We start from the raw sequence: 22535 nt of genomic DNA on the forward strand, positions 1-22535 counted from the left end.
CTCCGTTCAAAGGGCTGGAAGGGTCTTTCGGCCCACGGATACGTAGGTGAAGCCACGTGTGCTCATACGCTGCGGATCGAACAGGTTGCGTCCGTCAAAAATCAGCGGTTGCTTGAGTCGCTGACTCAGCAAGTCGAAGTCCGGCGCCCGAAACGATTGCCACTCGGTGACGATGACCAATGCGTCGGCATTTTTCAGGGCGGCCTCCTTGGTGCCGGCCAACGTCAGGTCATCGCGCGAACCGTAAATGCGCTGGGCCTCTTCCATGGCTTTGGGGTCGAACGCCTGCACGCTGGCGCCGGCCTGCCACAAAGCCTCCATCAATACCCGGCTGGGGGCTTCGCGCATGTCGTCGGTGTTAGGTTTGAAACTCAACCCCCACAGGGCAAAGGTTTTGCCGCGAAGGTCACCGTCAAAGTGATTGAAAATCTTGCTGTACAGGCTGGCTTTCTGTTCGTGGTTGCGCGCTTCGACGGCCTTGAGCAGCCTGGCGTCAAAATCGACGTGGGTGGCGGCATGTATCAGGGCCTTCACGTCTTTGGGAAAGCACGAACCGCCATAGCCGAGGCCCGGGTAGATAAATTGATAACCGATGCGTGGGTCGGAGCCGATGCCGTGGCGCACCCGCTCGATATCAGCACCGAGTTTTTCGGCGAGGCAGGCCATTTCGTTCATGAAGCTGATCTTGGTCGCCAGCATGCAATTGGCGGCGTACTTGGTCAGTTCGGCGCTGCGAACATCCATGACGATGATTTTTTCGCGGCTGCGATTGAACGGTTCGTACAGTTCCCGCATGACGCTTTCGGCGTGCGGGCTGTCGGTGCCGATGATGATCCGGTCCGGGCGCATGCAGTCGTCGACCGCGCAGCCTTCCTTGAGAAACTCCGGATTGGAGACCACGTCGAATGTCAGGTCGCTGCGATCGTTGTCGGCCAGCACCTGCTCGATGCATGCGCGCACCAGGTCACCGGTGCCGACCGGCACGGTGGATTTGTCGACGATGATGTGGTGACGGTCCATGTTCAGGGCAATGGTTTTTGCCACGCTCAATACGTATTTGAGATCGGCCGAGCCGTCTTCGTCAGGCGGCGTACCGACAGCGATCAGCAGCACATCGCCGTGGTGAACAGCGCTCGCCAGGTCGGTGCCGAACTGCAGTCGTCCACTGTGGTAATTGTCGCGGACCAGGTTTTTCAGGCCGGGCTCGTAAATGGGCAGCGTCCCTTCCTTCAGGGCCTCTACCTTGGCAGCGTCGATATCGACGCAGAGCACGCTGTGCCCGACCTCTGCCAGTGCGGCGCCTTGGACAAGGCCCACGTAACCAATACCAAATACGCTCACATTCATGATCAAACCTCGGGTCGGCGTGACAGTGATCAACGATGGGGCAGGGGTCAGTAGATGTTTTTCGAGAACAACGTGAAGGGGGTCTTGATGAGGATCTTGATGTCGAGCCAGAGCGACCATTGGTTGATGTAGTTGAGGTCCTGGGCGACGCGTAGCTGCATCTTTTCCACCGTCTCGGTTTCCCCGCGATGCCCGGTGACCTGGGCCAACCCGGTGATGCCCGGCTTGAGGCGATGCCGGGCCATGTAGGCGCGCACCTTGCCGGTGTAGTAAACGTTGTGGGTGACGGCATGCGGGCGAGGCCCGACCAGGGCCATCTGGCCGAGTAATACGTTGAACAGTTGTGGCAGTTCGTCGATGGAACTGCGGCGCAGAAAGCGGCCGAACGGTGTGACGCGTTCATCGTCACGGGTGGCTTGATGCACGTCGAGATCGTCATGGACGCGCATCGAGCGAAACTTCCAGACCTTGATCACTTCACCGTTGCAACCGTGACGATTCTGCTTGAACAGCACAGGGCCTGCGGAGGTCAGCTTGACGGTAGCCGCCACCACCAACAGCAACGGGCTGAGCACAATAATGGCCAGGGCGGCCAGGCTGCGTTCGAACAGGTCCTTGCAGAACAGGCTGGCGGGGTGCGAGCTGATCAGGCTCTCGTTAAGGTAAATCGCAGGCATTCGCTCGATTTCCGAGATCGAATGGTTGAGCAATACCATGCTGCCGAAATCCGGGATCCACACCACATCGACATTCATGTCCAGCAGGTCGATGTACAGCGCTTCGATGGTGGCGGCATGCGCCATCGTCAGGACAATGTAGACGCGGCGTACCTCCAGGCGCGTGATGATTTCGCGGATGGCGTCAACGTGGCCGAGCAGCGGCAGAATGCTGGGGGCCGGGCCGCTGTCATCGGCGGCGGCGATGAACCCCAGTGCCAGCGCGCGGTTCGGTCTGGAGAGTTTTTTCGCCAGCTCATGGGCGGTCGGGCAGGTTCCGATGATCACTGAACGACGCTCGTTGCAGACCATCCGCGAGTGCAGTCGGGCGAAGTAATGCAGTGGCAGAAAACTCATCGCCTGGACGAGGAAACCCAGCACCGCCCAGACCACGATGACCTGACGCGAGTAAATCGCGCTGGTCTGGGTAATGAACGCAATAGCCGCCAGAACGGCTAGCAGGATCAACCAGCCGGCCAGTAAGCGGCCGAGCCCGACCACCAGGCCATGACGCTTGTGGTAAACCTGCATCACGCTGTAGATCGGCACCGAGCCGAGCACGGTCAGAATCAACAGGATGCGGTATTCGCTGGTCAGGCTGCCGACGCGCCAATACACAAGTAGCATCAGCAACGAGGTCGCCAGCGTCAACGCACACACCCACTGGCCCCAGAACGTCAGGCCTCGGCGGTGTGTCATGTGAGCGGTATAGAGCGGTGTCATGGGCTTAACCTCAAGGCAGAATTAATGCATCAGCGCTGATGGACGCGCACGGCGTGGCTCCCGCAGGCTTTTCCGTAGCTCGGCAGAGGTGAAGCAACGTGTTGTGGTGGCAGAAAGAGGGGTAGCGACAGGCTCGAACGTCGGCCGTTACCGGGGGGCGAAGTCGTAGTTATAAAACGTCTTGGAATGGTGGTAGCCGTACTTGCGCGCCTTGCGCAGGTCTACCTGGTTGAGCACGGTGCCAAATACCGACACATGGCTCTGCTGCAACATGGCAATGCCCCTCTGCACCTGACTGATCGGCGTGCTGTCGGCCTTGACCACATAGATCACCGCATCCGAATGCTGGGCCAGCAACAGTGCATCGCTGATCATTTCCGCAGGCGGTGAGTCGATAATGATGTGGCGGTAACGCGACTTCAGCGCCTCAAGCATGCGCGCCATGCGCGGCGAGCTGAGCAGATCCTGCGGCGGAGGCTGGCGTGACGGGTTAAGCGATTCGGCGGGGGAAGGCAGGCGCGGCGCGGTGAACAGATCCCGCGAAGGGGGCATGACCATGCCGGCCGGGAGCATGTCCAGATTGCCCACCGAAACGATGCAGTCTTCAAGCCTGGCGGTGCCCGCAATGACATTGGCCAGCCCCGGGCTGTCAGGCGGAAAATCGAAGTTCAGCGAAAGGGTTGGCTGGCGCATGTCAGCATCGATCAGCAACACTCGCTCCAGCGAAGTGAGGGAACTGGCCAGGTTGGTGGCAATGGTGCTTTTACCCTCACCGGCGACGGTCGATGTCACGAGTACCACTTGCGACGGCATATCACTGCTCTGCAACATCAGCCAGGTGCGCAGGTTGCGAATGGTCTCGGAAAAGCGCGGGTTGTCGTTGTCTTCGAACAAGCGCGCCAGTTGCCGACGACTTTTCTTCATCACCAACGGCACCACGCTGAGCAGAGGAATGTTAAGCGTGCTTTCAATCGTCTCGTCGGTTTTAAAGGTGTTGCTCAGGCTGTCGAAGAGCAGCGCCAACGCGACACCGATCACCGCTGCCACTAACCCGACGATCCCCACAATCAATGTTTTACGGGGCTTGCTCGCTTCCACAGGCACAATCGCCGGGTCGACAATGCGCACTTTGGTGGAGTCCATGTCGGCGGTGGCCGCGGTTTCCTTCAAGCGGGTGACGAAGGTTTCATACAGTGCGCGGGTGCTGTCGACTTCACGTTGGAACTCGCGCAACTGGAATTCCTTGCGGGCGATGTCCTGGATCTGAGCCTTGTTGCTGTTGAAGGATTGGCGCAGCGAAGCTTCACTGGCCGAGGCCAGCTGGTATTGCCGTTCGATCCCGGCGACGACCTGCTGCACCTGCAATTGCAGGCTGGTGGTGGCGGCGCGCAATTCCGACTGTGCGGAAATCAGGCTGGGGTGTTTCGGACCATAGCGTCCGGACAGTTCATCGACCTTGGCTTGCGCCTTGGCCCGATCCGCCTGGAATTGCTGGACCAGCGGGTTACTCAAAACCGCCGGTACGCTAGAGAGTCGGCTCAGGTCGCCGTTACTCAGGGCTTTCGCCTGCCGGTATTCACTCTCGGCTTCGGCGCGGTTGCGACGGGCGTCGACCATGCGATTGCCGGTCATTTCCAGTTCGTTGGCGCTGATGGTGGCAACCCCGCCAACGTCCACCAGGCCTTGCTCCTCCCGATAGCCTTGAAGCTTTTTCTCGGCAATACGCAGGTTGTCGCGCAGCTTGACCAGTCGTGTGTTCATCCACGCGGTGGTGGTCTGCGAGGACTTTTCGCTGGTGTCGAGCTGGCTGTCGGTAAAGCCATGAGCCAGCGCGTTGGCCGCCCCAGCCGCCAGAACAGGGTCTGGCAGTTCGACCTCGATTTCGAGCAATTGGCTCTTGCCGACGAACTTGACGCTGGTGTGCAGCATGAGGTTCTGCGTGACCTGATTGAAGACATCTTCTTCGCTTGGCGTATCTTTCACCGGCATCAACAGGCCCAGTCCCGGGATCCATTGATCAAGGTCAAGGTCGGCCAGCCATTGGCGCGGCGTGAACCATGGCTTCGGTTGCTGGCGCGGGTCGGTGACCGGGTTGGTCGTCAGTTCGAGTTTTTTCACCGCTCGTTCGGCAAGGTCCCGCGACTGCAGGAGCGCTTGTTGTGTCTGCAAGTAATCAGTGGCGTTGCTGCCTGAGTCCTTGACTTGCTGGAAGGACATCAGCGGCGGTGTTTTATCATTGAACAGCAAGGTGGTGCTGCCGACGTATTGCGGCGTGATGTTCGAGACCACAACGGCCGCCAGCAAACCGCTCAGCAGGACCAGCCAGCCGATGCTCCATTTGGCACGCCAGATCACCCTCCAGAGTTTGAGAAGATCAATGGTGTCCTTGTCTTCGCTGTACTGCTGATGCAGATGCGTTTGAAGAGGACGTTCGACGTAGGTGCTAGGGCTGTTGTCCATGATTAGAAAAAGCCTTGTGCAATGGAAATGGTGTCGCCGGGGGCAATCGTGGTGTTTCGCGTGACCTCATCGGTGAGGGTCGGGCCGTCATCACCGCGCAAGATGGTCACGCGTTTGATGGAGGCTCGCTCGGTCAGTCCACCACCCAGAGCGATGGCTTTTTCCAGGGTCAATCCGGGTATGAAGGGATAGCTGCCGGGTTTTTTCACTTCGCCGTTGATATAGAACGAGCGGTATTCGATCTGGCTCAAGCTGACTTTCGGGTCGTTCAGATAGCCTTGTTTAAGCCCGTTGACGATGATCTTTTCGACCTGGCCGGGTGTGAGTCCCTTGGCGGAAATCTCACCCAGGAACGGATACGAAAATGTGCCGGCATCGCTGAGGCGGATTTTTTTAATGCTCAGCTCCGGCTCGCCGAACACGATGATGCGCAAGACATCGCCAGCGGCCAGTTTGTATTGAGTGCCGGGGTCTGCTGCATACGTATTGGGTACAACCGCCAGTGCGAACAACAAGCCAAGCGTATGTGAGTTCATGTCGAAACCCTCTTAGAGGCTTACGTTAAAACTGATCTGAACCACGTTGCGGGTAAAACTTTCGTTGTCGGCATCGGAGTCGTTATCGCGGAACCGATAGCCAAGTTCGATATCCAGCCACCGACGCATCGCGTACACCACGGCCAGGTTGTAGTCCTGTAAGTTGTCCGTGCGGCTTTGGCCTTCGTAGACATAACGACCGTACCCGGCTTGTGCCACCGTGGTGATCCGTTCGGTCCAGCCATGGCGCCAACCGACCTGGGTGAAGGTGGACTTGACGGCATCGGCACCATCGTCCCCCTCGGCGAGGGCCTGGCGGGCCACAAAGGTAAACGTTGAATAAGTGCGGGGCTTCCATTGCAAGTCCACTTGCCACGTGGGGTTGTCGAGGTCTTTGGATTCGCTGCTGTCGAAGTCCTTTTTCTCATAACCGACACGGACTTTACCGGTGGTCTTTGCGGTAATGTCCCAGACGGCACCGGCAAGTACCGCGTTGGATTTGCTGCTGCGCGGGCTGTTGGGTTCCAGATAGTCAAAATTGGTGTGGTCGTACTCGAGCAGGCCACGGGTATTGCTACCGATGCGGTGATACCAGGTACTGGTCAGGGCGGTGGTATTGCGCTCTTTGTCGTCATTGACGCCGTCGGCGTTGTCGTAGCGAAGTTCCGCGTAACTCGCGCCGAAATCGATCTGGTTGTCAGCGCTCTTGGCGCCATAGGTGTAAAGGCCACCCACCCGTTTGTTGTTGATCTTGTCATTGACGCCTTCGACCGCCGTCGATTCCGTGCGCTCGTATTTTCGATACTCGGCGTCGAGCTTCAGACGGTGCCGGTCGGTGAACTCCATGATGCTGTCCGCCCGCACCCGTTGTGCGGTGTTCGAGGCATCCGACTCGTCGTGGTAAATGTAACGGGTGGGTTGCCAGGTCAGTCGGGTGGCGCTGTTGCGATCTTCGGCCTTGAGTTCGAAGGAGGGCGCCAGCTTCGTGATCATCGAGGACTGTTTGTTGTTCTCCAATTCTCGAAAGTTATCGTCATAGCTTTCTGAAAACAGAAAGGTGGGAGTGAAATCGAACCCGTAAACATCAATAGGTGCCGGATCAATACTCCAGGCCAATCCAGGGTAGAGGGAGGCCATGATCAGTGCAAAAGGGCAGCGTGAATTCAAGGCCATGTCATGGCTCCTGGAATAAGCTATCAGTCAGATATTGGGTTGAAGCGAGGGGTGCTGACGTTCGAGATCAATTAACGGCATGCAGATCGCCTGGTCCCGATTTAGAAACTGCAGCAGGATCATGACGCGCTCAGTCCCGTGGGAGGTGATGAAAACCCCCTCGAGTGTCGACAGTGGGCCGCGGATTATTTGCAGGTGGTCGCCGGGCGTAAGGGGTGGGTCATCGTGGGATATCGTTGAATCGAAACAGCGCGCACGCAGATGCTCGATGACGTTCTCGGCCACCGTCGCAGGACCATGATTGAATTCGACGAAACGACTGACGCCCCGAGTAGAGCGTATGGGCGCCCAGTTGTCATTACCGCCAAGATGGATAAACAGATACCCAGGAAAGAGGGATTCCCGCACCTGCTGTTGTTTGCCGCGAATCACGCGTTCACTCAACAGTTGGGGGTGAAAGACGACATAGTTTTGTTGAAGCAGGTTGAGATGGGCACGTTCATCCTGGTGAGGCTTGCATTGCAGAAGGTACCAGTTAGAGCGTTCGGAACGGATTGCTAGCATGCTGGTAAACTCCGTAAAGATCGAAAGTTTAGGCAGGCAGTGGCTCTATTAAGACCCGAGAAGTAGTTAGGTCAGGCAGCGTTATTTTTTTTGTGTGTAGTGCGGGGGTGTGTGTCAATAATGAGTCAGGGTGTGTTACATGGGCGTAACACTGGGGTAATGACTATGCGCTATATCTGACAGCCTGTCGGATATATAGCTTGAATCGTAATCTGAAGACAAAGCTACCGCACGGTCCATACGAAGGGGCCGCAAAAAACAAAGACTTCAGAAGTTGTCTGATGATCAGCGATAAACGAACAAACTGCACGCGTATCCTGTTTCATCACGCCGTGTATTTATTGACCACTCTCGACAAACTGTCAAACGTTCCTTGTCAAAAAACATGCCTTCCATCCAATAGTGCGGCCGCTATTGCGCAACCAATTGTTTTTAAAGCCAATTTAATTTCCGCCGGGCGGATTAAACTTTTTTAGCTATTAATAGTCGTCAGAGGGGCAGGGCAGTCCGGGATGATACCCCAATAATGGGGCCTGTTATGAAATCTGGATCCATTGTAATTGCAACGCTATAACTAACTACCTGTAGTTGGGCAAGGGGGCGGCATTATGACTATTCTCGTGACTGGCGCGGCAGGTTTCATCGGGTATCACACGGTCAAACGATTGTGCCTGGATGGGCGAGAAGTTGTTGGTATCGACAACCTCAACGATTATTACAGCGTGGAATTGAAACACGCTCGGCTCAAGCAACTGAGCGAATTGCACGGTTTCCGTTTTCAGCCGATGGATATTGTCGATAAACCGGCTTTGATGGCGTTATTCAAAGACAGTGGGTTCACCGAGGTCGTGCATCTGGCGGCGCAAGCGGGGGTTCGTTATTCGCTGGACAACCCGGATGTGTATGCGCAATCGAATCTGGTGGGATTCCTGAACGTGCTCGAAACCTGCCGACACTATCGGCCTGCGCACCTGATCTATGCGTCGAGCAGTTCGGTGTATGGCGCCAACAGCAAACTCCCGTTCAGCGTCGACGACCCGGTGGATCAACCGGTTTCGCTGTACGCCGCCAGCAAGCGCGCCAATGAATTACTTGCCTACAGCTACTGCCATCTCTATGGGATTCGCGCCAGCGGCCTGCGTTTTTTTACTGTGTACGGTCCTTGGGGGCGTCCTGACATGGCGCTGTTCACGTTCACCGAAGCGATGCTCAAGGGCCGGCCGATTGATATCTTCAACCATGGCCAGATGGCGCGTGACTTCACCTATGTCGACGACATTGTCGAAAGCATCGCCCGGTTGCTTCCGAAGCCGCCGGTCCCGGACAACGAGGCTATTGGCGTCAACCGTATTTTCAACATCGGGCGTGGAAAACCGGTCGCGTTGCTCGATTTTGTCGAATGCCTGGAAACGGTGTTGGGCATAACAGCGCAGCGCAATTATTTGCCGATGCAACAGGGCGATGTCATCAAGACATGGGCCGATGTGTCGGCGCTGGCAGACTGGGTCGGTTTCTCGCCCCACACGGAGGTTGATGCAGGCGTGAGGCAATTTGTGCAGTGGTATCGCGACTTCTATCAGGTCTGAGTCGTTGCTTCACCCCAACACGAAATCCACCGGTTCGAGTGCCGGAGGTCGCTGTGTTTCTCCCAGCGCTATCGCACTCGCTACGTTGAGAAAAGTCGGTTTGGGTCTGACTATCATGGTGTTCCGCCTGCGCAGATACGAGGTTCACAACTCATCGCCGAGTAATTTCAGGTATTCGGGGCTCTCGGAAATGGAATTATGGCCCACGCCCGGGATGACCCGCAGCGTGGCCACGCCCTTGGCAAAATGCGAGTAGAGCTGTTCCGTGCTTGAGCGCGGTATGACTTCGTCGTGCTCTGCTGCGATCAGCAGCGTGGGTATCGTGATGTGCGTCGCGTACTTCCAGGATTCAAAGCGCTCCTGTAGCAGCCACTTCACCGGGAACCACGGGAACTGGCGCACGGCGAGATCTTCCAGGCTGTTGTAAGGCGTAATCAGGATCAGGCTCGAGGCCGGGCGCTGGCTGGCGAGGCGCACAGCGACCCCCGAACCGAGGCTGCGCCCGACCACGGCGATGTGCGGATGAGCGTCGTAGACCTTGTCAAACAAGGTCATGGCATCGCGCTGAATCGACTCCTCCGAAGGCGAGCCGGAGCTTCCCCCGAAACCTCGATAGTGCAGCAAATAGATCGCATGGTCCGGGAAAGCCTGGGCGAACCCGGGCAGGTTGCGAGAGACATCTTCGGCATTGCCGCCGAAATAAATCAACGCCTTCGGCCCGTCGTGGGGCCTGACCGACACCCGCACGTCCGCGTCGTCTACCGTCAGCTTGAGCAGCGTTTCGGGTGTCTCGATGGCACTGGGCTGCGGGAAGTAGATCAACGCGCGCTGAAACACGAACAGCGCCGCACAGAGCGCCAGGTACAACGCGGCCAGGATGACGACGATTAACACCAGGGTTCGTGGCATTCGGCTAACTTTAGTGGGCGACATTGACGGCTCTGGGCTCAGGAACCCAATCCACTGGATCGGTGCCAGAGTTTAGTTCATCGGTAGCGGGGCACAGAGCCCGGCTACAGAGGAGGGCGCCCATGCCCATCGCTGCAAAGTGGCTCGACGTCCAGCCCGGCGAAGGAACCGCCCTGATGCTGGGGTTTGCGTTCCATTTCTGCGTGTTGGCCAGTTATTACCTGGTGCGACCGCTGCGCGATGCCTTGGGCCTTGAGGGCGGTGCCGACAAATTACAGTGGCTGTTCACGGCGACCTTCGTGGTGATGCTGTTGATGGTCCCGGTGTTTGGTGCGCTGGCGTCGCGGCTGCCGGCCACGCGTTTCGTGCCGTTGATCTATCGCGTGATCGCCGCGTCGATGCTGGTGTTTGGTGTGTTGATCGCCAATCACATCGCGCCGGTCGCCGTCGGGCGGGTGTTTTTTGTCTGGATCAGTATTTACAACCTGTTCATCGTCAGCATTTTCTGGAGCGTGCTGGTCGACCGGTTTTCCAGCGAACAAGGACGACGGCTGTTCGGGTTCATCGCGGCGGGTGGCACCCTGGGCACGTTCATCGGGCCGTTGCTCGCGGCAACCATGGCCGCGCGCCTGGGCCCGGTGGCGTTGACCGTCGCGGCGGCGCTACTGCTGGAAGTCGCGGTGCGCTGCTATCGGGCGCTGCTCTCTCGGACCCGATCGCAGTCCGGCAGCCGCTTGCTGGATGATCGACGCATGGGCGGCAGCATTCTGGCCGGGATCACGTTGATTGTGCGTTCGCCTTATCTGCTGGGGCTGGTGTTGTTCATGCTGCTGCACACCAGCGCCGCGACCTTGTTGTATTTCGAGCAGGGACGGATTGTGGCGGGTAGCTATGCTGATGTGGCCAGCCGGACGCAATTCTTCGCCGTGGTCGATTTGATCGTGTCGGCGCTGACCTTGATCTTTCAACTGCTGCTGACAGCACCGTTGATTCGTTTGGTCGGTGTCGGCGGGGCGCTGGTGGCATTGCCGCTGGCGACCATCGTGGCGTTTACCGCCATGGCCCTGGCGCCCGTGCCCGCCACCGTCGCCCTGGCGCAGGGGCTGCGTCGTGCGGTCGAGTTCGCCATCGTGCGGCCGGCACGGGAGGTGTTGTGGACCGTGGTCAGCCGCGAGGAAAAGTACAAGGCCAAGAATGTGATCGAAACCCTGGTGTACCGCGGTGGAGACGCCGCCAGTGGCTGGTTGTCGGTCGGCTTGACGGCACTGGGCGCCGGTTTTGGTCTGGTGGCGCTGGTGATCGTGCCGTTTGCCGGGCTGTGGGGCTGGTTATGCCTGTGGCTCGCCAGGCGCCAGGAACAACGGGCTGACAGCAAAAAGGTGGAAGGGCCATTCCATGAGCCACACTGATGGATACACGCGTCGCCAAATACTCACGCTGGCTGCCGGTGCTTCGGCGGTTTTCACCTTCGGCCCAGCCTTTGCTGCAACCACGCCGTCGAAGGACACAGGAGGCAAGAACATGCTGACCCGCGCCATTCCTTCCAGCTCCGAGCCATTGCCCATTGTCGGGTTGGGTACCTATCGCGGGTTTGATGTCGAGCCGTCGAGCCCCGCCTACAAGCAGTTGCCCGCCGTTCTGCGTGCGTTGTTCGAGAAAGGCGCAACGGTGATCGACAGCTCGCCGATGTACGGGCGGGCCGAACAGACGACCGGTGAGTTACTGTCGATTTATGAGCCGCGTTCGCCGGCCTTCCTGGCCACCAAGGTCTGGACCCGTGGCCGCGAAGAAGGCATCGCGCAGATGGAGCAGTCCTTCAAACTGCTGCAAACCGATCGCATCGATCTGATGCAGATCCACAACCTTCTGGACTGGCAAACCCATCTGCCGACCTTGCGCAAATGGAAGGAAGAAGGGCGCATCCGCTACATCGGCATCACCCATTACACGGCCTCGGCCTATGACGAGGTGGAAGCGGTGCTCAAGGCTGAACCGTTGGATTTCTTGCAGATCAACTATGCGCTGGATGACCGTGGCGTCGAGAAACGCATCCTGCCTCTATGTCGCGAGCGCGGCGTGGCGGTGATCTGCAATCGGCCGTTTGGCGGCGGCAACCTGCTTACCCGATTGAAGGACAAACCCTTGCCGCGCTGGGCGGCGGACGTGAGGGTCAACAGCTGGGCGCAGATGACGCTGAAGTTCTTGCTGTCGCATTCAGCGGTGACCTGCGTGATTCCCGGCACCGGCAACCCGCGCTACATGGCGGACAACGCCGGCGCCGGTTTCGGGCCGATGCTGACCGGTGCGCAGCGCGAGCAATTGATCGATATCGTCGGTTAGGCGCAAGTTATCGCTGGAGACGATCAGCGGCGATCCAGCCACACCGTCTGCGCATTGCAGAACTCGCGCACGCCGAAGTGCGACAGCTCGCGGCCAAATCCGCTTTTCTTCACGCCGCCGAAGGTGACGCGCGGATCGCTGGCGCAGTAGCCATTGATGAACACGCCGCCGGTTTCCAGTTCGCCGGCCATCTGCTGGGCACGTTCCACGTTGCCGGTGTAGATCGTTGCGGCGAGGCCGAATTCGCTGTCGTTGGCCAGTTCCAGCGCATGGGCGGCATCGCGCGCGGTGATGATCGAGGCCACCGGGCCGAACAGTTCCTGCTTGAACGAGGTCATCTGGTCGGTGACATCCTTGAAGACCGTAGGCTCGTAGAAGTTGCCCGGGCCGTCAGCCTTTTTGCCACCCAGCAACAACGTCGCGCCTTCTTCCAGGGTGTCGCGCACCTGTTGATCCAGTTCATCACGCAGGTCAAAGCGAGCCATCGGGCCGATGTAGGTGTCGGCAGCCAGTGGATCGCCGACCACCAGTTTGCGCGTGGCTTCGACGAACTTGCGCGTGAATTCCTCGGCGATGCCTTGCTCGATGATCAAGCGTTTCGCTGCTGCGCAGACTTGCCCGGTGTTCTGATAACGGCCAATCACGGCGGCTTTGACGGCTTCGTCGAGGTCGGCATCGTCGAGCACGATGAAAGGATCCGAACCGCCCAGTTCCAGTACGCATTTCTTCAACGCAGCACCGGCCTGCGCGCCGATGGCCATGCCGGCGCGCACGCTGCCGGTGAGGGTCACCGCTGCGATGCGCGGATCGGCGATCGCCGTGGAAACACCCTCCGGCGTGACGTTGATGACCTCGAACACACCTTCAGGGAAGTCGGCTTGTTTGAAGGCTTCCAGCAGCAGGTAAGCGCTGCCCATCACGTTTGGCGCATGTTTGAGCACGTAGGTGTTGCCGGCGATCAGCGCAGGAACGGCGCCACGCAGCACTTGCCAGATCGGGAAATTCCACGGCATCACCGCGAGAATCGGGCCGAGCGGACGATATTCAATGCGTGCTTTGCCACCTTCAACCAGGGTCGGCTCGGCGGTCAGCATGGCCGGGCCGTGTTCGGCGTACCACTCGCAGAGCTGGGCACATTTTTCGATTTCACCGCGGGCCTGGGTGATTGGCTTGCCCATCTCCAGGGTAATCATGTTCGCCATCGCTGCGGCGTTACCGCGTAACGCTTGCGCCAGAGCGATCAAAAGCTGTGAGCGTTGCGCAACCGCTGTGCTGCGCCAGACGCGGAATCCGGCAGCGGCACGGGACAGTGCAGCCTGCAGCGCCGAATCGGATCCAAACGGGTAGTGGCCGATCTGCTCGCCGGTGGCGGGGTTGATCGAAATGGCGTGGGTGAGGTTGGAAACGTTGGTCATGGCACCGTCCTGCTAGGTGGGAATACGCTCAGGTTACGGTGGCGTTTGTTTTCTTGAAACTGAATAATGCTGAGCATATCGTTCACGTTTGGAGAATGACGTTGGATCTGGTTCAGCTGGAAATTTTCAAAGCAGTGGCCGAACACGGCAGCATCAGCGTGGCCGCCCAACACATCCACCGAGTGCCGTCGAACCTGACGACACGGATCAAGCAATTGGAGCAAGATTTGGGCGTGGACCTGTTTATCCGCGAGAAAAGCCGCCTGCGCCTGTCGCCGGCGGGCTGGAGTTTTCTCGATTACGCCCGGCGGATTCTCGATCTGGTGCAGGAAGCCCGGGCGACGGTGGCCGGTGAGGAACCCCAGGGCACCTTTGCGCTAGGGTCGCTGGAAAGCACGGCGGCGGTGCGCATCCCCGAGCTGCTGGCCGCGTATAACCAAAAGCACGCCAAGGTCGAGCTGGACCTGTCCACCGGACCGTCCGGGACCATGATCGACGGTGTGCTGTCGGGCCGACTGGCCGCTGCGTTTGTCGACGGACCGGTGTTGCATCCGGCACTGGAAGGCGTGCCGGCATTTGAGGAAGAAATGGTGCTGATCGCGCCGCTCAACCATGCCCCGATCCACCGCGCGCGGGAGGTCAACGGCGAAAACATCTATGCGTTCCGCTCCAATTGCTCCTACCGCCACCACTTCGAAAGCTGGTTCGCCAAGGACTCGGCAGTACCCGGCAAAATCTTCGAAATGGAGTCGTATCACGGCATGCTGGCCTGCGTCAGCGCCGGAGCCGGCCTGGCGCTGATGCCGCGCAGCATGCTCGAAAGCATGCCGGGCTGCACCACGGTGAGTGTCTGGCCATTGTCGCCGTCCTTCCGGTATTTGCGCACTTGGTTGGTGTGGCGCAGAGGGACGGTGTCCCAGAGCCTGACCATGTTTGTGCGCTTGCTGGAAGAGCGCGGTGAAGTACAGCCAGAAACCTGAATAAACACAAAAACCCTGTGGGAGTGAGCCTGCTCGCGATAGCGGTCTGACAGTCACCAATTCTTTGACTGACACACCCTCATCGCCTGCAGGTTGGCTCCCACAGGTATCCATACCTGCATCATTCAGCCTGAGTTGCGAACCACTGCATGACCTGCGCGCACGCCGGATGAGTCGCCGCCGAAGGTTGCAGGCATAGCGAATAGACGCCTCGGGTCTTCAACGGGCTGCCGAACGGAACGACCAGCACCCCGCGATCAATCGATTCTTGCGCCAGGGTCAGATCGGTCACCGCCACCCCAAGCCCACGCGCTGCCGCATCAAGCGCCAACTCGTCGAGGTTGAAGGGAATGTGCCGATAGTCCTCCAGCGGCTTGCCGTCATTGGCGGCCAGCCATTCGATCCAGGCCTGTTGGTCAGCCGAACGGTGCAGCAGCGGGAAGCGCACAAGGTCCTCCACCGACGCCAGCGGCCGGGTTGCGCTGGCCAGGCCGGGTGCACACACCGGCACCAGCGCTTCCTCGAACAGGGTCAGGCAGGCGGAATCGCTGGACGGTTCGGGCAGGTAGAGGATGTAGGCGTCGCTGTCGCTGGCCGGCTCGACAATCTCGGTCGCAACGGTTTCGATCGACAGGGAAATGTCCGGGTGACAGCGATAGAAATCGCTCAGTTTCGGCAACAACCAACGCACCGCCAGCGACACATGCATGCGGATGCGGAACGGGCGTTTTTGCGGAGACAGCCGATCCTCAAGGGTTTTCAGTTGATCGAGAATAGTGCGTGCGCAGGCCAACACCTGTTCGCCCTCCGGTGTCAGGCGAATGCTGCGGCTGCTCCTGACAAACATTGGCACACCAAAGTGGCTTTCCAGCTGCTGTATTTGCCGGCTGACGGCGCTTTGGGTCAGGCAGAGCTTATGCGCCGCTTGGGTGAAGCTGCCCGAATCAGCAACTTCCACCAAGGCCTGCATGGCTTGCAGGGAAGGAACGTGACGAATCTTATCCATGCGTTTTATGAATGGCTCAATGAGTTTATAACGTTGGTTGTAGCACCGAAGACCTAATAGATTCTAGCCCTAGCCGCCGCCATCAGACATTGCCTATGCAATTACCGCATGTGCCGGCGAGCAGAACGACAGTCTAGGCAGGTGACGCATGAATAATGAATGTGGCTGGATCGCGCAAGCAGGAAGTGCCCCGGCGCGTGATGGTCTGATCGGCGCGCAAAAAGCCGATTGGCTGATCATCGGTGCCGGCATTACCGGCCTCAGTGCCGCCCATGCACTGGCGCAGATGCACCCTCAGGCGCGCATCGTGGTGGTCGACAGGCAACGCGCGGCGCAAGGCGCTTCGGCGCGTAATTCCGGATTTGTGGTGGCCCACGAACACCCCGCCAACGATGAATTGATCGGCAACTCCGGGTTTGCCGGGTTTGAAGTGGACACCACGATTTCCCGTGCCGCCAGTGCGGAAGTGCGCAAGGTAATTGCCCGGCACAGCATCGAATGCGATTTCCGGGACTCGGGCTATTTCTTCGCCGTCAGCGATCCCGCCAAGCTCACCCACATCGACGCCAAGCTGCACACCCTGCGGGCGCTCGGCGCATCGGCGGAGTATTTCGAAGGCGAGCAGCTGAAGCAGAAACTCGGCACCCGGCATTACCGCGCCGCGATCTGGTGCGGCAAGGGCAACGCGTTGCTGCAACCGGCGAAATATGTGAAGGGCTTGCTGGAAGCGCTGCCAGAGACCGTGACCGTCTACGAAAACACCGACATCACCGGCCTCGATCGTCTGGGTAAAGGGCGTGTGCGGGCCAGCGGCATCGATGGCAGCATTGAGGCGAAGCAGGTGCTGATCTGCCTCAACGCCTTTGTGCCGCGCGCGGGTATCCAGGACAGTGGCACCTTTGCCATGGAACTCAGCGCCAGCCTTACGCGGCCGTTGAGTGACGAAGAGTTTCGCAACATCGGCAGTGTCGAGCCCTGGGGCGTGCTGTCCACCCGTCCGCTCGGTGCCACGGTGCGCCTGACACCCGATCGCCGGGTGATGATCCGCAACACCGCAGAATACCGTTCGCGGGATTTGTCCGGCCATGAACTGGCTATCCGTCGCCAGCACCATGTGCTGGGTTTGCAGCGACGTTTCCCGTGGCTGACCGAGCAGGATATCCAGCACACCTGGACCGGACACCTGAGTGCGTCACGCTCCGGGCAGCCGTTTTTTTCCAGGGTGGAAGAGGGCGTGTTTGCCGTGGCCGGCTGCAACGGCTCGGGCGTGGCGCGCGGCACCCTTTGGGGCCGACTGCTCGCCGAACTGGCCTCGGGTGCTGGCTCGCCGTTGCTCGATTCCGTGATGGAGAGAGCCCAACCCGGCTGGCTCCCGCCGCGCCCGTTGCTCGACATCGGCGCGATGTTTCGCATGCGCGTCGAAGCCATCCGGGCCAGGACAGAAATCTAGATTCCGGTTACCCCAAAAGAACAAAAAGGTGATTGAACATGCAGGCCCCTACTATTTCCCTGATGGTTGCGCTCACGACGTTTTCGGCCGCCAGCTACGCGGCTGAAGAGGTCAATATTTCCAACTGGAACGGCTACATCGCCGACGACACCTTGAGCAACTTCACCCAGTCAACCGGGATCAAGGCGACTTACGACATTCACGACAGCAACGAAGTCCTGGAATCAAAACTGATGACCGGCAATACCGGTTATGACGTGGTCAGCCCTTCGAACCATTTTCTGTCGCGTTTGATCAAGGCCGGTGCGATTCAGAAACTCGACAAAAGCCAACTACCCAACTGGAAAAACCTCGATCCGGCGCTGCTGAAAAAGCTCGAGGTCAATGACCCGGGCAACCAGTACGGCTATCCGTACATGTGGGGCACGGCGGGAATTGGTTACAACGTCGAGAAGATCAAGGCGATCTTCGGCACCACCGACGTCACCCATTCCTGGAGCCTGATTTTTGATGAGAACAACATCAAAAAGCTGAGTGAATGTGGCGTGGCGATTATCGATAACCCGACGCAAATCCTGCCGATCACTCTCAACTACCTCGGATTACCGCCGCATAGCCACGAGCCGGCGGATTACAAGAAAGCCGAGCAGGCGCTGCTCAAGATCCGGCCTTACGTCCAGTATTTCCATGCGTCCAAGTACGTCAGCGACCTGGCCAATGGCAATGTCTGTGCAGTGATCGGCTTTAACGGTGATGTGGTGCAAGCGGCCGCCAGTGCCAAGGAAGCCAACAACGGCATCGAGATCGCCTATTCGATCCCGGACGAAGGCTCGACCCTGTGGCTCGATATGGTAGTCATGCCCAAGAGTGCGCCCCACGAGAAAAATGGCTACGCCTACATGAACTATCTGTTGAAGCCTGACGTCATCGCCAACATCAGCAACAGCATCCACTATGCCAACCCGAACCTGGCAGCGGATGCGCTGGTCAATCCGGCGGTGAAGCAGGACCTGGCGATTTACCCGCCGAAAAACGTGATGGACAAGTTGTTCACCGTCGAGGACCTGCCCGCCGCGATTGCACGGTTGAGCACACGGTTGTGGACCAAACTGAAAACCAATACCTGACGGCCCTGCTGCCAGGGTTCCGCTGCCGGAACCCTGGCTTTACCGCGTCATGCGCGCTTGGGCAGTGTCCAGTTCGGCCGAATGAAGTGGCAGGTGTAACCGGTGGGCAGTCTTTCGAGGTAGTCCTGATGCTCCGGCTCTGCTTCCCAGAATGGGCCGGCGGGCGCGATTTCGGTGACTGCCTTGCCGGGCCAGAGACCGGATGCATCCACATCGGCCACGGTGTCCTTGGCCACTGCCTTCTGTTCTTCGTTCAGATAGAAAATCGCCGAGCGGTAGCTGAGGCCTATGTCGTTACCTTGGCGATTGGCGGTCGACGGATCGTGAATCTGAAAGAAAAACTCAAGGATCTGGCGGAAGCTGGTGATGGCCGGGTCAAATACGATCTCGATCGCTTCGGCGTGGGTGCCATGGTTGCGGTACGTGGCATTGGGCACGTCGCCGCCGGAGTAACCCACGCGCGTCGACAGCACGCCTTTTTGTTTCCTCAGCAGATCCTGCATGCCCCAGAAGCAGCCGCCGGCCAGAAGGGCGGTTTCAGTTTGCGTGGTCATCGCTTACTCCTCAGTGTTCATTGATGTGATCAGGTTGGTGCGCAGGGGCTCGATCGAGGTCTGCAGTGGCGTGAACTCATTCTGCATCAGACCGGTCGCGCCCGAGAACCTCGTTTCTGCCTTCCGGCGGGTCGACGTGCGGGGCAACGTCGAACCCGCCGTGCGGTGCATCACGCCGTGAGGACGTTCAAGTCCACGTCGATGTTGCCACGGGTTGCCTTCGAGTACGGGCAGATCTGGTCAGCGGTGTGCGCCAATGTCTTTGCAACGTCGTCCGCCAGGCCGGGCACGCGCAGGGTCAAACGAGCTTGAAGGAAGTATTCCGCACCGGTCTGACCGACGTCGACTTCGATGTCGACGGACATGTCCGCCGGCAGCACCACGTTCAGGTCATTGGCCACCAGCCCGACAGCGGCGGTGTAGCAGGCCGACCATGCGCCGGCGAACAATTGCTCGGCGGCCGGGTGCGGCTGGGTGGCGGCGAACACGTGCGCAGGCTGGGCGTTGCCGGGCGACGAGAGGGCGATGTCGAGGCTGCCGTTGTGACCGCGCGAGGTGTTGCCGGTGCTGCTGGCGGTGGTGTGGGTTTTGCCGGTGGCCAGTACTTTTTCGATCTTGCTCATGGATGATTACCTGAATGTTTCAATAAGGTTTGTATTCGTATGCGCTTTAGTCGCATACGACATATATGGTGTTTCTAGAAAGCCAATTGTTATCAACGCTTCCCGCTGTATCAGGCCGTGAGAACGTTCAGGGCCACGTCAATGTTGCCGCGTGTTGCTTTGGAGTACGGACAGATTTGGTCGGCGGCGTGGGCGATTTCTGTCGCGACGGCCTGATCCAGACCTGGAGCGCGCAGCGTCAGGCGTGCCTGGAGGAAGTAAGCGTCGCCGGTCTGACCCAGGTCGACTTCGATATCGACGGACAAATCGGAGGGAAGCTCAACGTTGCGCTGCTTGGCGGCAAGACCGACGGCGGCGATGTAGCAGGCCGACCAGGCACCGGCAAACAGTTGCTCGGCTTTCGGGTGTGGCTGGGTGCCTTTGAATTCATGAACGGGCTTGTCGCTGCCGGGCGACGAAAGCACGATGTCGAGGCTGCCGTTATGGCCGCGCGAAGTGGTACCGGTGCTGCTCATGGTGGTGTGGGTTTTGCCGGAGGCCAGGACTTTTTCGATCTTGCTCATGGGATGAATCCTCAAAGGTGCAGTAGGGTTTGATTGTATGGCGTATACGTTTGTATCGTATGCGATTGAAATAATACTCGCGCAGCCGCCCATTGAAGTCAATAGGGGAGAGGCCTGCTTGGCGACGAACGGTCGGATGGGAAGGAAGTGGTATTGGCTCCCGGTTCTTCGCACAACGAAAAAGCCCGCACAGGGCGGGCTTCGAAATCGAGTAGGTGGCCAGCGCTGGTCTCTGGCTTACAAGGTTTATCAGGCTTCTGACAGAACAGTTTTGTGCTGTCCTGCTTCACACGGCATAAGGGCTGGACCTCACCTCGGAGATCTTTCTAACCGTGTACCCTTAGGAGCGCGCCCCACGCTTCCTCGCTATCCTCTTGCGCATCAGTCTGCGTCTTCACCTACAGGTTTTAGAATAGCAAAGCCTGCGAAACGCAAACCGGACTTTTTAGACCGATTTCGTCCTTGGTCAAGGGCGGCAGGATGGATAAATGCTATAGCGAACAACCCGGTACGGCCTGCTGGGAAGGCAGGCCGTAATGTGGGCCTGGCTTAAACCAGATTGAGGGTGACGTCGATGTTGCCACGGGTCGCTTTGGAGTACGGGCAGGTTTGATGCGCGGCATCCACTAACGCCCGTGCGACGACAGGATCGAGACCAGGAAGGCTGACATTGAGGCGTGCCTGGAGGAAAAAAGCGTTGTCGGACTTGCCCAGGTCCACTTCGGCATCAACGGCGACGCCGCTTGGCAAGGTCACCTTCAGCGCAGCAGCCGCTTTACCTATCGCGCCGATGAAACAGGCCGACCAGCCAGCAGCCAGCAGCTGTTCCGGGTTGGTCCCAGCCCCTGAAGAGCCAGGCGGGGAAAGCTTGATGTCCAGACGTCCATCCGAACTCTTCGATTCGCCGTCGCGGCCGCCGGTGGTGTGGGTCTTGCCGGTATACAGCACGGTGTCGATTTCATTGATCATGACGGGTTCCTGCTAAAGGGTTGGGGGCCTCACCGTTTATGTCGCCGCGTTACGGACGAGCGGGAGAGGCCCCACTTTTCCACCTTTATGTAGTGCCTGTGTGTCCTGATCCGGTGGTTGTGTATCGCTGTGTAAGATCGCCAGCGAACATACACATCGATACAAACCCGTTACGCCTGCCAGTTTTTTCGGTGAGCCGGTGCGCCCAATGGCGAACTGGTTGCACCGCCGTCGACGACAATCTCTGCGCCTACGACGTTTGAAGAGTCGCTGGAGGCAAGGAACAAGGCGACGGTGGCCACTTCTTCAGCTTCGCCAATGCGACCGAGCGGGATCGTGGTGTTCAGTTTTTCCTCCAGTGCATCCATACCCACTTTCACCGTGTGGGGGTTCCATACCGGTGTGCGTGCAGCCCCGGGTGTAATCTGGTTGACGCGAATGCCACGCGGCGCAAATTCTGCGGCCATCACCCGTGTCATGGAACGAACGGCGCCCTTGCTTGCTGCGTAGGCGCTGTAACCCGGCCATCCCATGACCGCATGCACCGATCCGTTCAAAATAATCGAGGCACCGGCCTCAAGGGACTGGTGGCAGAAGGTGTGTTGCGGATGGCGCCGGCGGCTGATGGAAGCATCTACAAGGAATACGTGCTGACTGAAAAGGGCAGGGCCTTGCAAACCGTCCTGATTGCCTTGTCGCAGTGGGGCAACGAGTTTTTGTACGAACCCGGCGAAGCGGGATCCGTCATGGTCGACGCACAGGATCGTCAGCCGATCCAGAAACTGCAGTTGGTTTCAACGGACGGACGACGTCTCAAGCCAGAAGACATCGTGACCAAACTGGGCGTATCGCACTGAAGCACCCACGTGCTTGTATCTGAACGTATCCCCGGCGCCGGTAGTTACCTGGGCATACAAAACCATGCTGTTCTCGACACTTGCGCGATACACCGCGACCTCTTAATGAAGCCACCGCAACCGCGGCAATCATTGGAGAATTGCGATGTCCCGTATCAAATCCCGTCACACCGCAGGCCTGCTCGGCATCGCCCTGGCTGCCGCCGTATCACTTAACGCATTCGCGGCTGAAGAAGCCAAAGCGCCGGCGCAAGCCACTCCGGCAAAAAGCTGGCAGACAGGCCTGCACCGCACGGACCTGGTGCGCCAGGACCTCGATATTTCCAAGGGTGAGGTGATTCAGGTGCGTGTCGATTTCGACCCGGGCGTCACTTCCCCCAAGCATTCACATCCTGGCGTGGAAGTCGCTTACGTCATCTCGGGCACGTTTGAGTATCAACTCGAAGGGCGGGCGCCGATCACTCTCAAAGCCGGCGACTCCTTGTACATCCCCGCAGGCACTGCGCATGTCGCGAAGAACGTCGGTGACGGCAAAGCCTCGGAGCTGGCGACGTACCTCGTGAAAAAAGACACACCGCTGTTGATCCTGGAAAAATAAGCGATAGCCGCCCGATGCACTGCATCGGGCGTCTTCGTT

At 58.9% G+C, this 22535-nt stretch carries 22 protein-coding genes; 8 read left to right on the top strand and 14 right to left on the bottom strand.

Features of this window, described 5'->3' with window-relative positions:
- Positions 1-6: 6 nt before the first annotated feature.
- The 6 genes from ACA068_RS12900 to rfaH form a co-directional block, all read right to left on the bottom strand.
- Entirely contained in the window at positions 7-1347 is a 1341-nt protein-coding gene (locus ACA068_RS12900) for a UDP-glucose dehydrogenase family protein (protein ID WP_497310169.1), read from the bottom strand.
- A 47-nt stretch (positions 1348-1394) separates the two neighbouring features.
- Positions 1395-2786 carry an undecaprenyl-phosphate glucose phosphotransferase gene (locus ACA068_RS12905; protein WP_497310170.1) on the bottom strand — a complete coding sequence of 464 codons (1392 nt, stop codon included), beginning with the start codon at positions 2784-2786 and terminating at the stop codon, positions 1395-1397.
- A 147-nt stretch (positions 2787-2933) separates the two neighbouring features.
- Complete coding sequence (locus ACA068_RS12910; RefSeq protein ID WP_497310171.1) at positions 2934-5246, bottom strand: GumC family protein; 2313 nt, start codon at positions 5244-5246, stop codon at positions 2934-2936.
- 2 nt (positions 5247-5248) lie between these two features.
- Positions 5249-5782 carry a polysaccharide biosynthesis/export family protein gene (locus tag ACA068_RS12915; protein ID WP_403101796.1) on the bottom strand — a complete coding sequence of 178 codons (534 nt, stop codon included), beginning with the start codon at positions 5780-5782 and terminating at the stop codon, positions 5249-5251.
- A 12-nt stretch (positions 5783-5794) separates the two neighbouring features.
- Positions 5795-6955, bottom strand: coding sequence for an outer membrane beta-barrel protein (locus tag ACA068_RS12920; RefSeq protein WP_497310172.1), 1161 nt, complete (start codon positions 6953-6955; stop codon positions 5795-5797).
- Between the two features lie 27 nt (positions 6956-6982).
- Positions 6983-7519, bottom strand: coding sequence for a transcription/translation regulatory transformer protein RfaH (gene rfaH, locus ACA068_RS12925; RefSeq protein WP_497310173.1), 537 nt, complete (start codon positions 7517-7519; stop codon positions 6983-6985).
- A 608-nt stretch (positions 7520-8127) separates the two neighbouring features.
- Here rfaH and ACA068_RS12930 point away from each other — a divergent pair.
- Entirely contained in the window at positions 8128-9105 is a 978-nt protein-coding gene (locus ACA068_RS12930; RefSeq protein WP_497310174.1) for an NAD-dependent epimerase, read from the top strand.
- Between the two features lie 144 nt (positions 9106-9249).
- On the opposite strand, the gene ACA068_RS12935 is transcribed toward ACA068_RS12930, so the two are convergent.
- A complete protein-coding gene (locus ACA068_RS12935; RefSeq protein ID WP_497310175.1) occupies positions 9250-10038 on the bottom strand; it encodes an alpha/beta hydrolase in 789 nt (262 codons plus the stop codon).
- 98 nt (positions 10039-10136) lie between these two features.
- Here ACA068_RS12935 and ACA068_RS12940 point away from each other — a divergent pair, with 98 nt between their 5' ends.
- Positions 10137-11423 (top strand): NTP/NDP exchange transporter, encoded by a 1287-nt coding sequence (locus tag ACA068_RS12940; protein ID WP_497310176.1) that lies wholly within the window; start codon positions 10137-10139, stop codon positions 11421-11423.
- Positions 11410-12354, top strand: coding sequence for an aldo/keto reductase (locus ACA068_RS12945; protein ID WP_497310177.1), 945 nt, complete (start codon positions 11410-11412; stop codon positions 12352-12354). The genes ACA068_RS12940 and ACA068_RS12945 overlap by 14 nt, the downstream gene beginning before the upstream one ends.
- 23 nt (positions 12355-12377) lie before the next feature.
- On the opposite strand, the gene ACA068_RS12950 is transcribed toward ACA068_RS12945, so the two are convergent.
- Complete coding sequence (locus tag ACA068_RS12950; protein ID WP_497310178.1) at positions 12378-13769, bottom strand: aldehyde dehydrogenase family protein; 1392 nt, start codon at positions 13767-13769, stop codon at positions 12378-12380.
- Positions 13770-13870: 101 nt separating this feature from the next.
- Between ACA068_RS12950 and ptrR the strand changes: the two genes are divergently transcribed.
- Positions 13871-14749: a putrescine utilization regulator PtrR gene (gene ptrR / locus ACA068_RS12955; RefSeq protein ID WP_497310585.1), complete on the top strand. Its 879-nt coding sequence runs from the start codon at positions 13871-13873 to the stop codon at positions 14747-14749.
- 121 nt (positions 14750-14870) lie between these two features.
- Here the strand turns inward: ptrR and ACA068_RS12960 are convergent, their stop codons facing one another.
- The gene (locus ACA068_RS12960; RefSeq protein ID WP_497310179.1) at positions 14871-15755 is read right to left on the bottom strand and encodes a LysR substrate-binding domain-containing protein; all 885 of its coding nucleotides are present in this window, start codon (positions 15753-15755) and stop codon (positions 14871-14873) included.
- A gap of 148 nt (positions 15756-15903) precedes the next feature.
- Here ACA068_RS12960 and ACA068_RS12965 point away from each other — a divergent pair, with 148 nt between their 5' ends.
- Together ACA068_RS12965 and ACA068_RS12970 are read left to right on the top strand one after the other, a co-directional pair.
- Entirely contained in the window at positions 15904-17205 is a 1302-nt protein-coding gene (locus tag ACA068_RS12965; protein WP_497310180.1) for an NAD(P)/FAD-dependent oxidoreductase, read from the top strand.
- A 38-nt stretch (positions 17206-17243) separates the two neighbouring features.
- Positions 17244-18332: a polyamine ABC transporter substrate-binding protein gene (locus ACA068_RS12970; protein WP_497310181.1), complete on the top strand. Its 1089-nt coding sequence runs from the start codon at positions 17244-17246 to the stop codon at positions 18330-18332.
- 47 nt (positions 18333-18379) lie between these two features.
- On the opposite strand, the gene msrA is transcribed toward ACA068_RS12970, so the two are convergent.
- The 5 genes from msrA to ACA068_RS12995 all read right to left on the bottom strand — a co-directional run bounded on the left by msrA (position 18380) and on the right by ACA068_RS12995 (position 21574).
- Positions 18380-18886: a peptide-methionine (S)-S-oxide reductase MsrA gene (gene msrA / locus ACA068_RS12975; protein WP_497310182.1), complete on the bottom strand. Its 507-nt coding sequence runs from the start codon at positions 18884-18886 to the stop codon at positions 18380-18382.
- A 170-nt stretch (positions 18887-19056) separates the two neighbouring features.
- A complete protein-coding gene (locus tag ACA068_RS12980) occupies positions 19057-19509 on the bottom strand; it encodes an Ohr family peroxiredoxin (protein ID WP_497310183.1) in 453 nt (150 codons plus the stop codon).
- A 110-nt stretch (positions 19510-19619) separates the two neighbouring features.
- The gene (locus ACA068_RS12985; protein WP_497310184.1) at positions 19620-20072 is read right to left on the bottom strand and encodes an Ohr family peroxiredoxin; all 453 of its coding nucleotides are present in this window, start codon (positions 20070-20072) and stop codon (positions 19620-19622) included.
- A gap of 549 nt (positions 20073-20621) precedes the next feature.
- Positions 20622-21041, bottom strand: a complete 420-nt coding sequence (locus tag ACA068_RS12990; RefSeq protein WP_497294106.1) for an organic hydroperoxide resistance protein — start codon at positions 21039-21041, stop codon at positions 20622-20624.
- Positions 21042-21211: 170 nt separating this feature from the next.
- Positions 21212-21574, bottom strand: coding sequence for an SDR family oxidoreductase (locus ACA068_RS12995; protein ID WP_497294105.1), 363 nt, complete (start codon positions 21572-21574; stop codon positions 21212-21214).
- Between the two features lie 6 nt (positions 21575-21580).
- Between ACA068_RS12995 and ACA068_RS13000 the strand changes: the two genes are divergently transcribed.
- Positions 21581-21898, top strand: coding sequence for a winged helix-turn-helix transcriptional regulator (locus ACA068_RS13000; RefSeq protein ID WP_497310185.1), 318 nt, complete (start codon positions 21581-21583; stop codon positions 21896-21898).
- A gap of 145 nt (positions 21899-22043) precedes the next feature.
- On the top strand, positions 22044-22496 hold the full coding sequence (locus tag ACA068_RS13005) for a cupin domain-containing protein (RefSeq protein WP_497310186.1): 453 nt from the start codon (positions 22044-22046) through the stop codon (positions 22494-22496).
- The last annotated feature ends 39 nt before the right edge of the window (positions 22497-22535 follow it).

The organism is Pseudomonas sp. LBUM1660, from assembly GCF_059695935.1.

What these genes read in the sequence shown, in the direction of transcription:
- ACA068_RS12900 (WP_497310169.1), bottom strand. Translation starts at nt 1,347, where the DNA reads ATGAATGTGAGCGTATTTGGTATTGGTTACGTGGGCCTTGTCCAAGGC.
- ACA068_RS12985 (WP_497310184.1), bottom strand. Translation starts at nt 20,072, where the DNA reads ATGAGCAAGATCGAAAAAGTCCTGGCCTCCGGCAAAACCCACACCACC.
- ACA068_RS12995 (WP_497294105.1), bottom strand. Translation starts at nt 21,574, where the DNA reads ATGGGATGGCCGGGTTACAGCGCCTACGCAGCAAGCAAGGGCGCCGTT.
- ACA068_RS12970 (WP_497310181.1), top strand. Translation starts at nt 17,244, where the DNA reads ATGCAGGCCCCTACTATTTCCCTGATGGTTGCGCTCACGACGTTTTCG.
- ACA068_RS13005 (WP_497310186.1), top strand. Translation starts at nt 22,044, where the DNA reads ATGTCCCGTATCAAATCCCGTCACACCGCAGGCCTGCTCGGCATCGCC.
- ACA068_RS12905 (WP_497310170.1), bottom strand. Translation starts at nt 2,786, where the DNA reads ATGACACCGCTCTATACCGCTCACATGACACACCGCCGAGGCCTGACG.
- rfaH (WP_497310173.1), bottom strand. Translation starts at nt 7,519, where the DNA reads ATGCTAGCAATCCGTTCCGAACGCTCTAACTGGTACCTTCTGCAATGC.
- ACA068_RS12935 (WP_497310175.1), bottom strand. Translation starts at nt 10,038, where the DNA reads ATGTCGCCCACTAAAGTTAGCCGAATGCCACGAACCCTGGTGTTAATC.
- ACA068_RS12915 (WP_403101796.1), bottom strand. Translation starts at nt 5,782, where the DNA reads ATGAACTCACATACGCTTGGCTTGTTGTTCGCACTGGCGGTTGTACCC.
- ACA068_RS12910 (WP_497310171.1), bottom strand. Translation starts at nt 5,246, where the DNA reads ATGGACAACAGCCCTAGCACCTACGTCGAACGTCCTCTTCAAACGCAT.
- ACA068_RS12940 (WP_497310176.1), top strand. Translation starts at nt 10,137, where the DNA reads ATGCCCATCGCTGCAAAGTGGCTCGACGTCCAGCCCGGCGAAGGAACC.
- ACA068_RS12930 (WP_497310174.1), top strand. Translation starts at nt 8,128, where the DNA reads ATGACTATTCTCGTGACTGGCGCGGCAGGTTTCATCGGGTATCACACG.
- ACA068_RS13000 (WP_497310185.1), top strand. Translation starts at nt 21,581, where the DNA reads ATGCACCGATCCGTTCAAAATAATCGAGGCACCGGCCTCAAGGGACTG.
- ACA068_RS12960 (WP_497310179.1), bottom strand. Translation starts at nt 15,755, where the DNA reads ATGGATAAGATTCGTCACGTTCCTTCCCTGCAAGCCATGCAGGCCTTG.
- ACA068_RS12920 (WP_497310172.1), bottom strand. Translation starts at nt 6,955, where the DNA reads ATGGCCTTGAATTCACGCTGCCCTTTTGCACTGATCATGGCCTCCCTC.
- ACA068_RS12965 (WP_497310180.1), top strand. Translation starts at nt 15,904, where the DNA reads ATGAATAATGAATGTGGCTGGATCGCGCAAGCAGGAAGTGCCCCGGCG.
- ACA068_RS12980 (WP_497310183.1), bottom strand. Translation starts at nt 19,509, where the DNA reads ATGAGCAAGATCGAAAAAGTACTGGCCACCGGCAAAACCCACACCACC.
- ACA068_RS12950 (WP_497310178.1), bottom strand. Translation starts at nt 13,769, where the DNA reads ATGACCAACGTTTCCAACCTCACCCACGCCATTTCGATCAACCCCGCC.
- msrA (WP_497310182.1), bottom strand. Translation starts at nt 18,886, where the DNA reads ATGACCACGCAAACTGAAACCGCCCTTCTGGCCGGCGGCTGCTTCTGG.
- ACA068_RS12990 (WP_497294106.1), bottom strand. Translation starts at nt 21,041, where the DNA reads ATGATCAATGAAATCGACACCGTGCTGTATACCGGCAAGACCCACACC.
- ACA068_RS12945 (WP_497310177.1), top strand. Translation starts at nt 11,410, where the DNA reads ATGAGCCACACTGATGGATACACGCGTCGCCAAATACTCACGCTGGCT.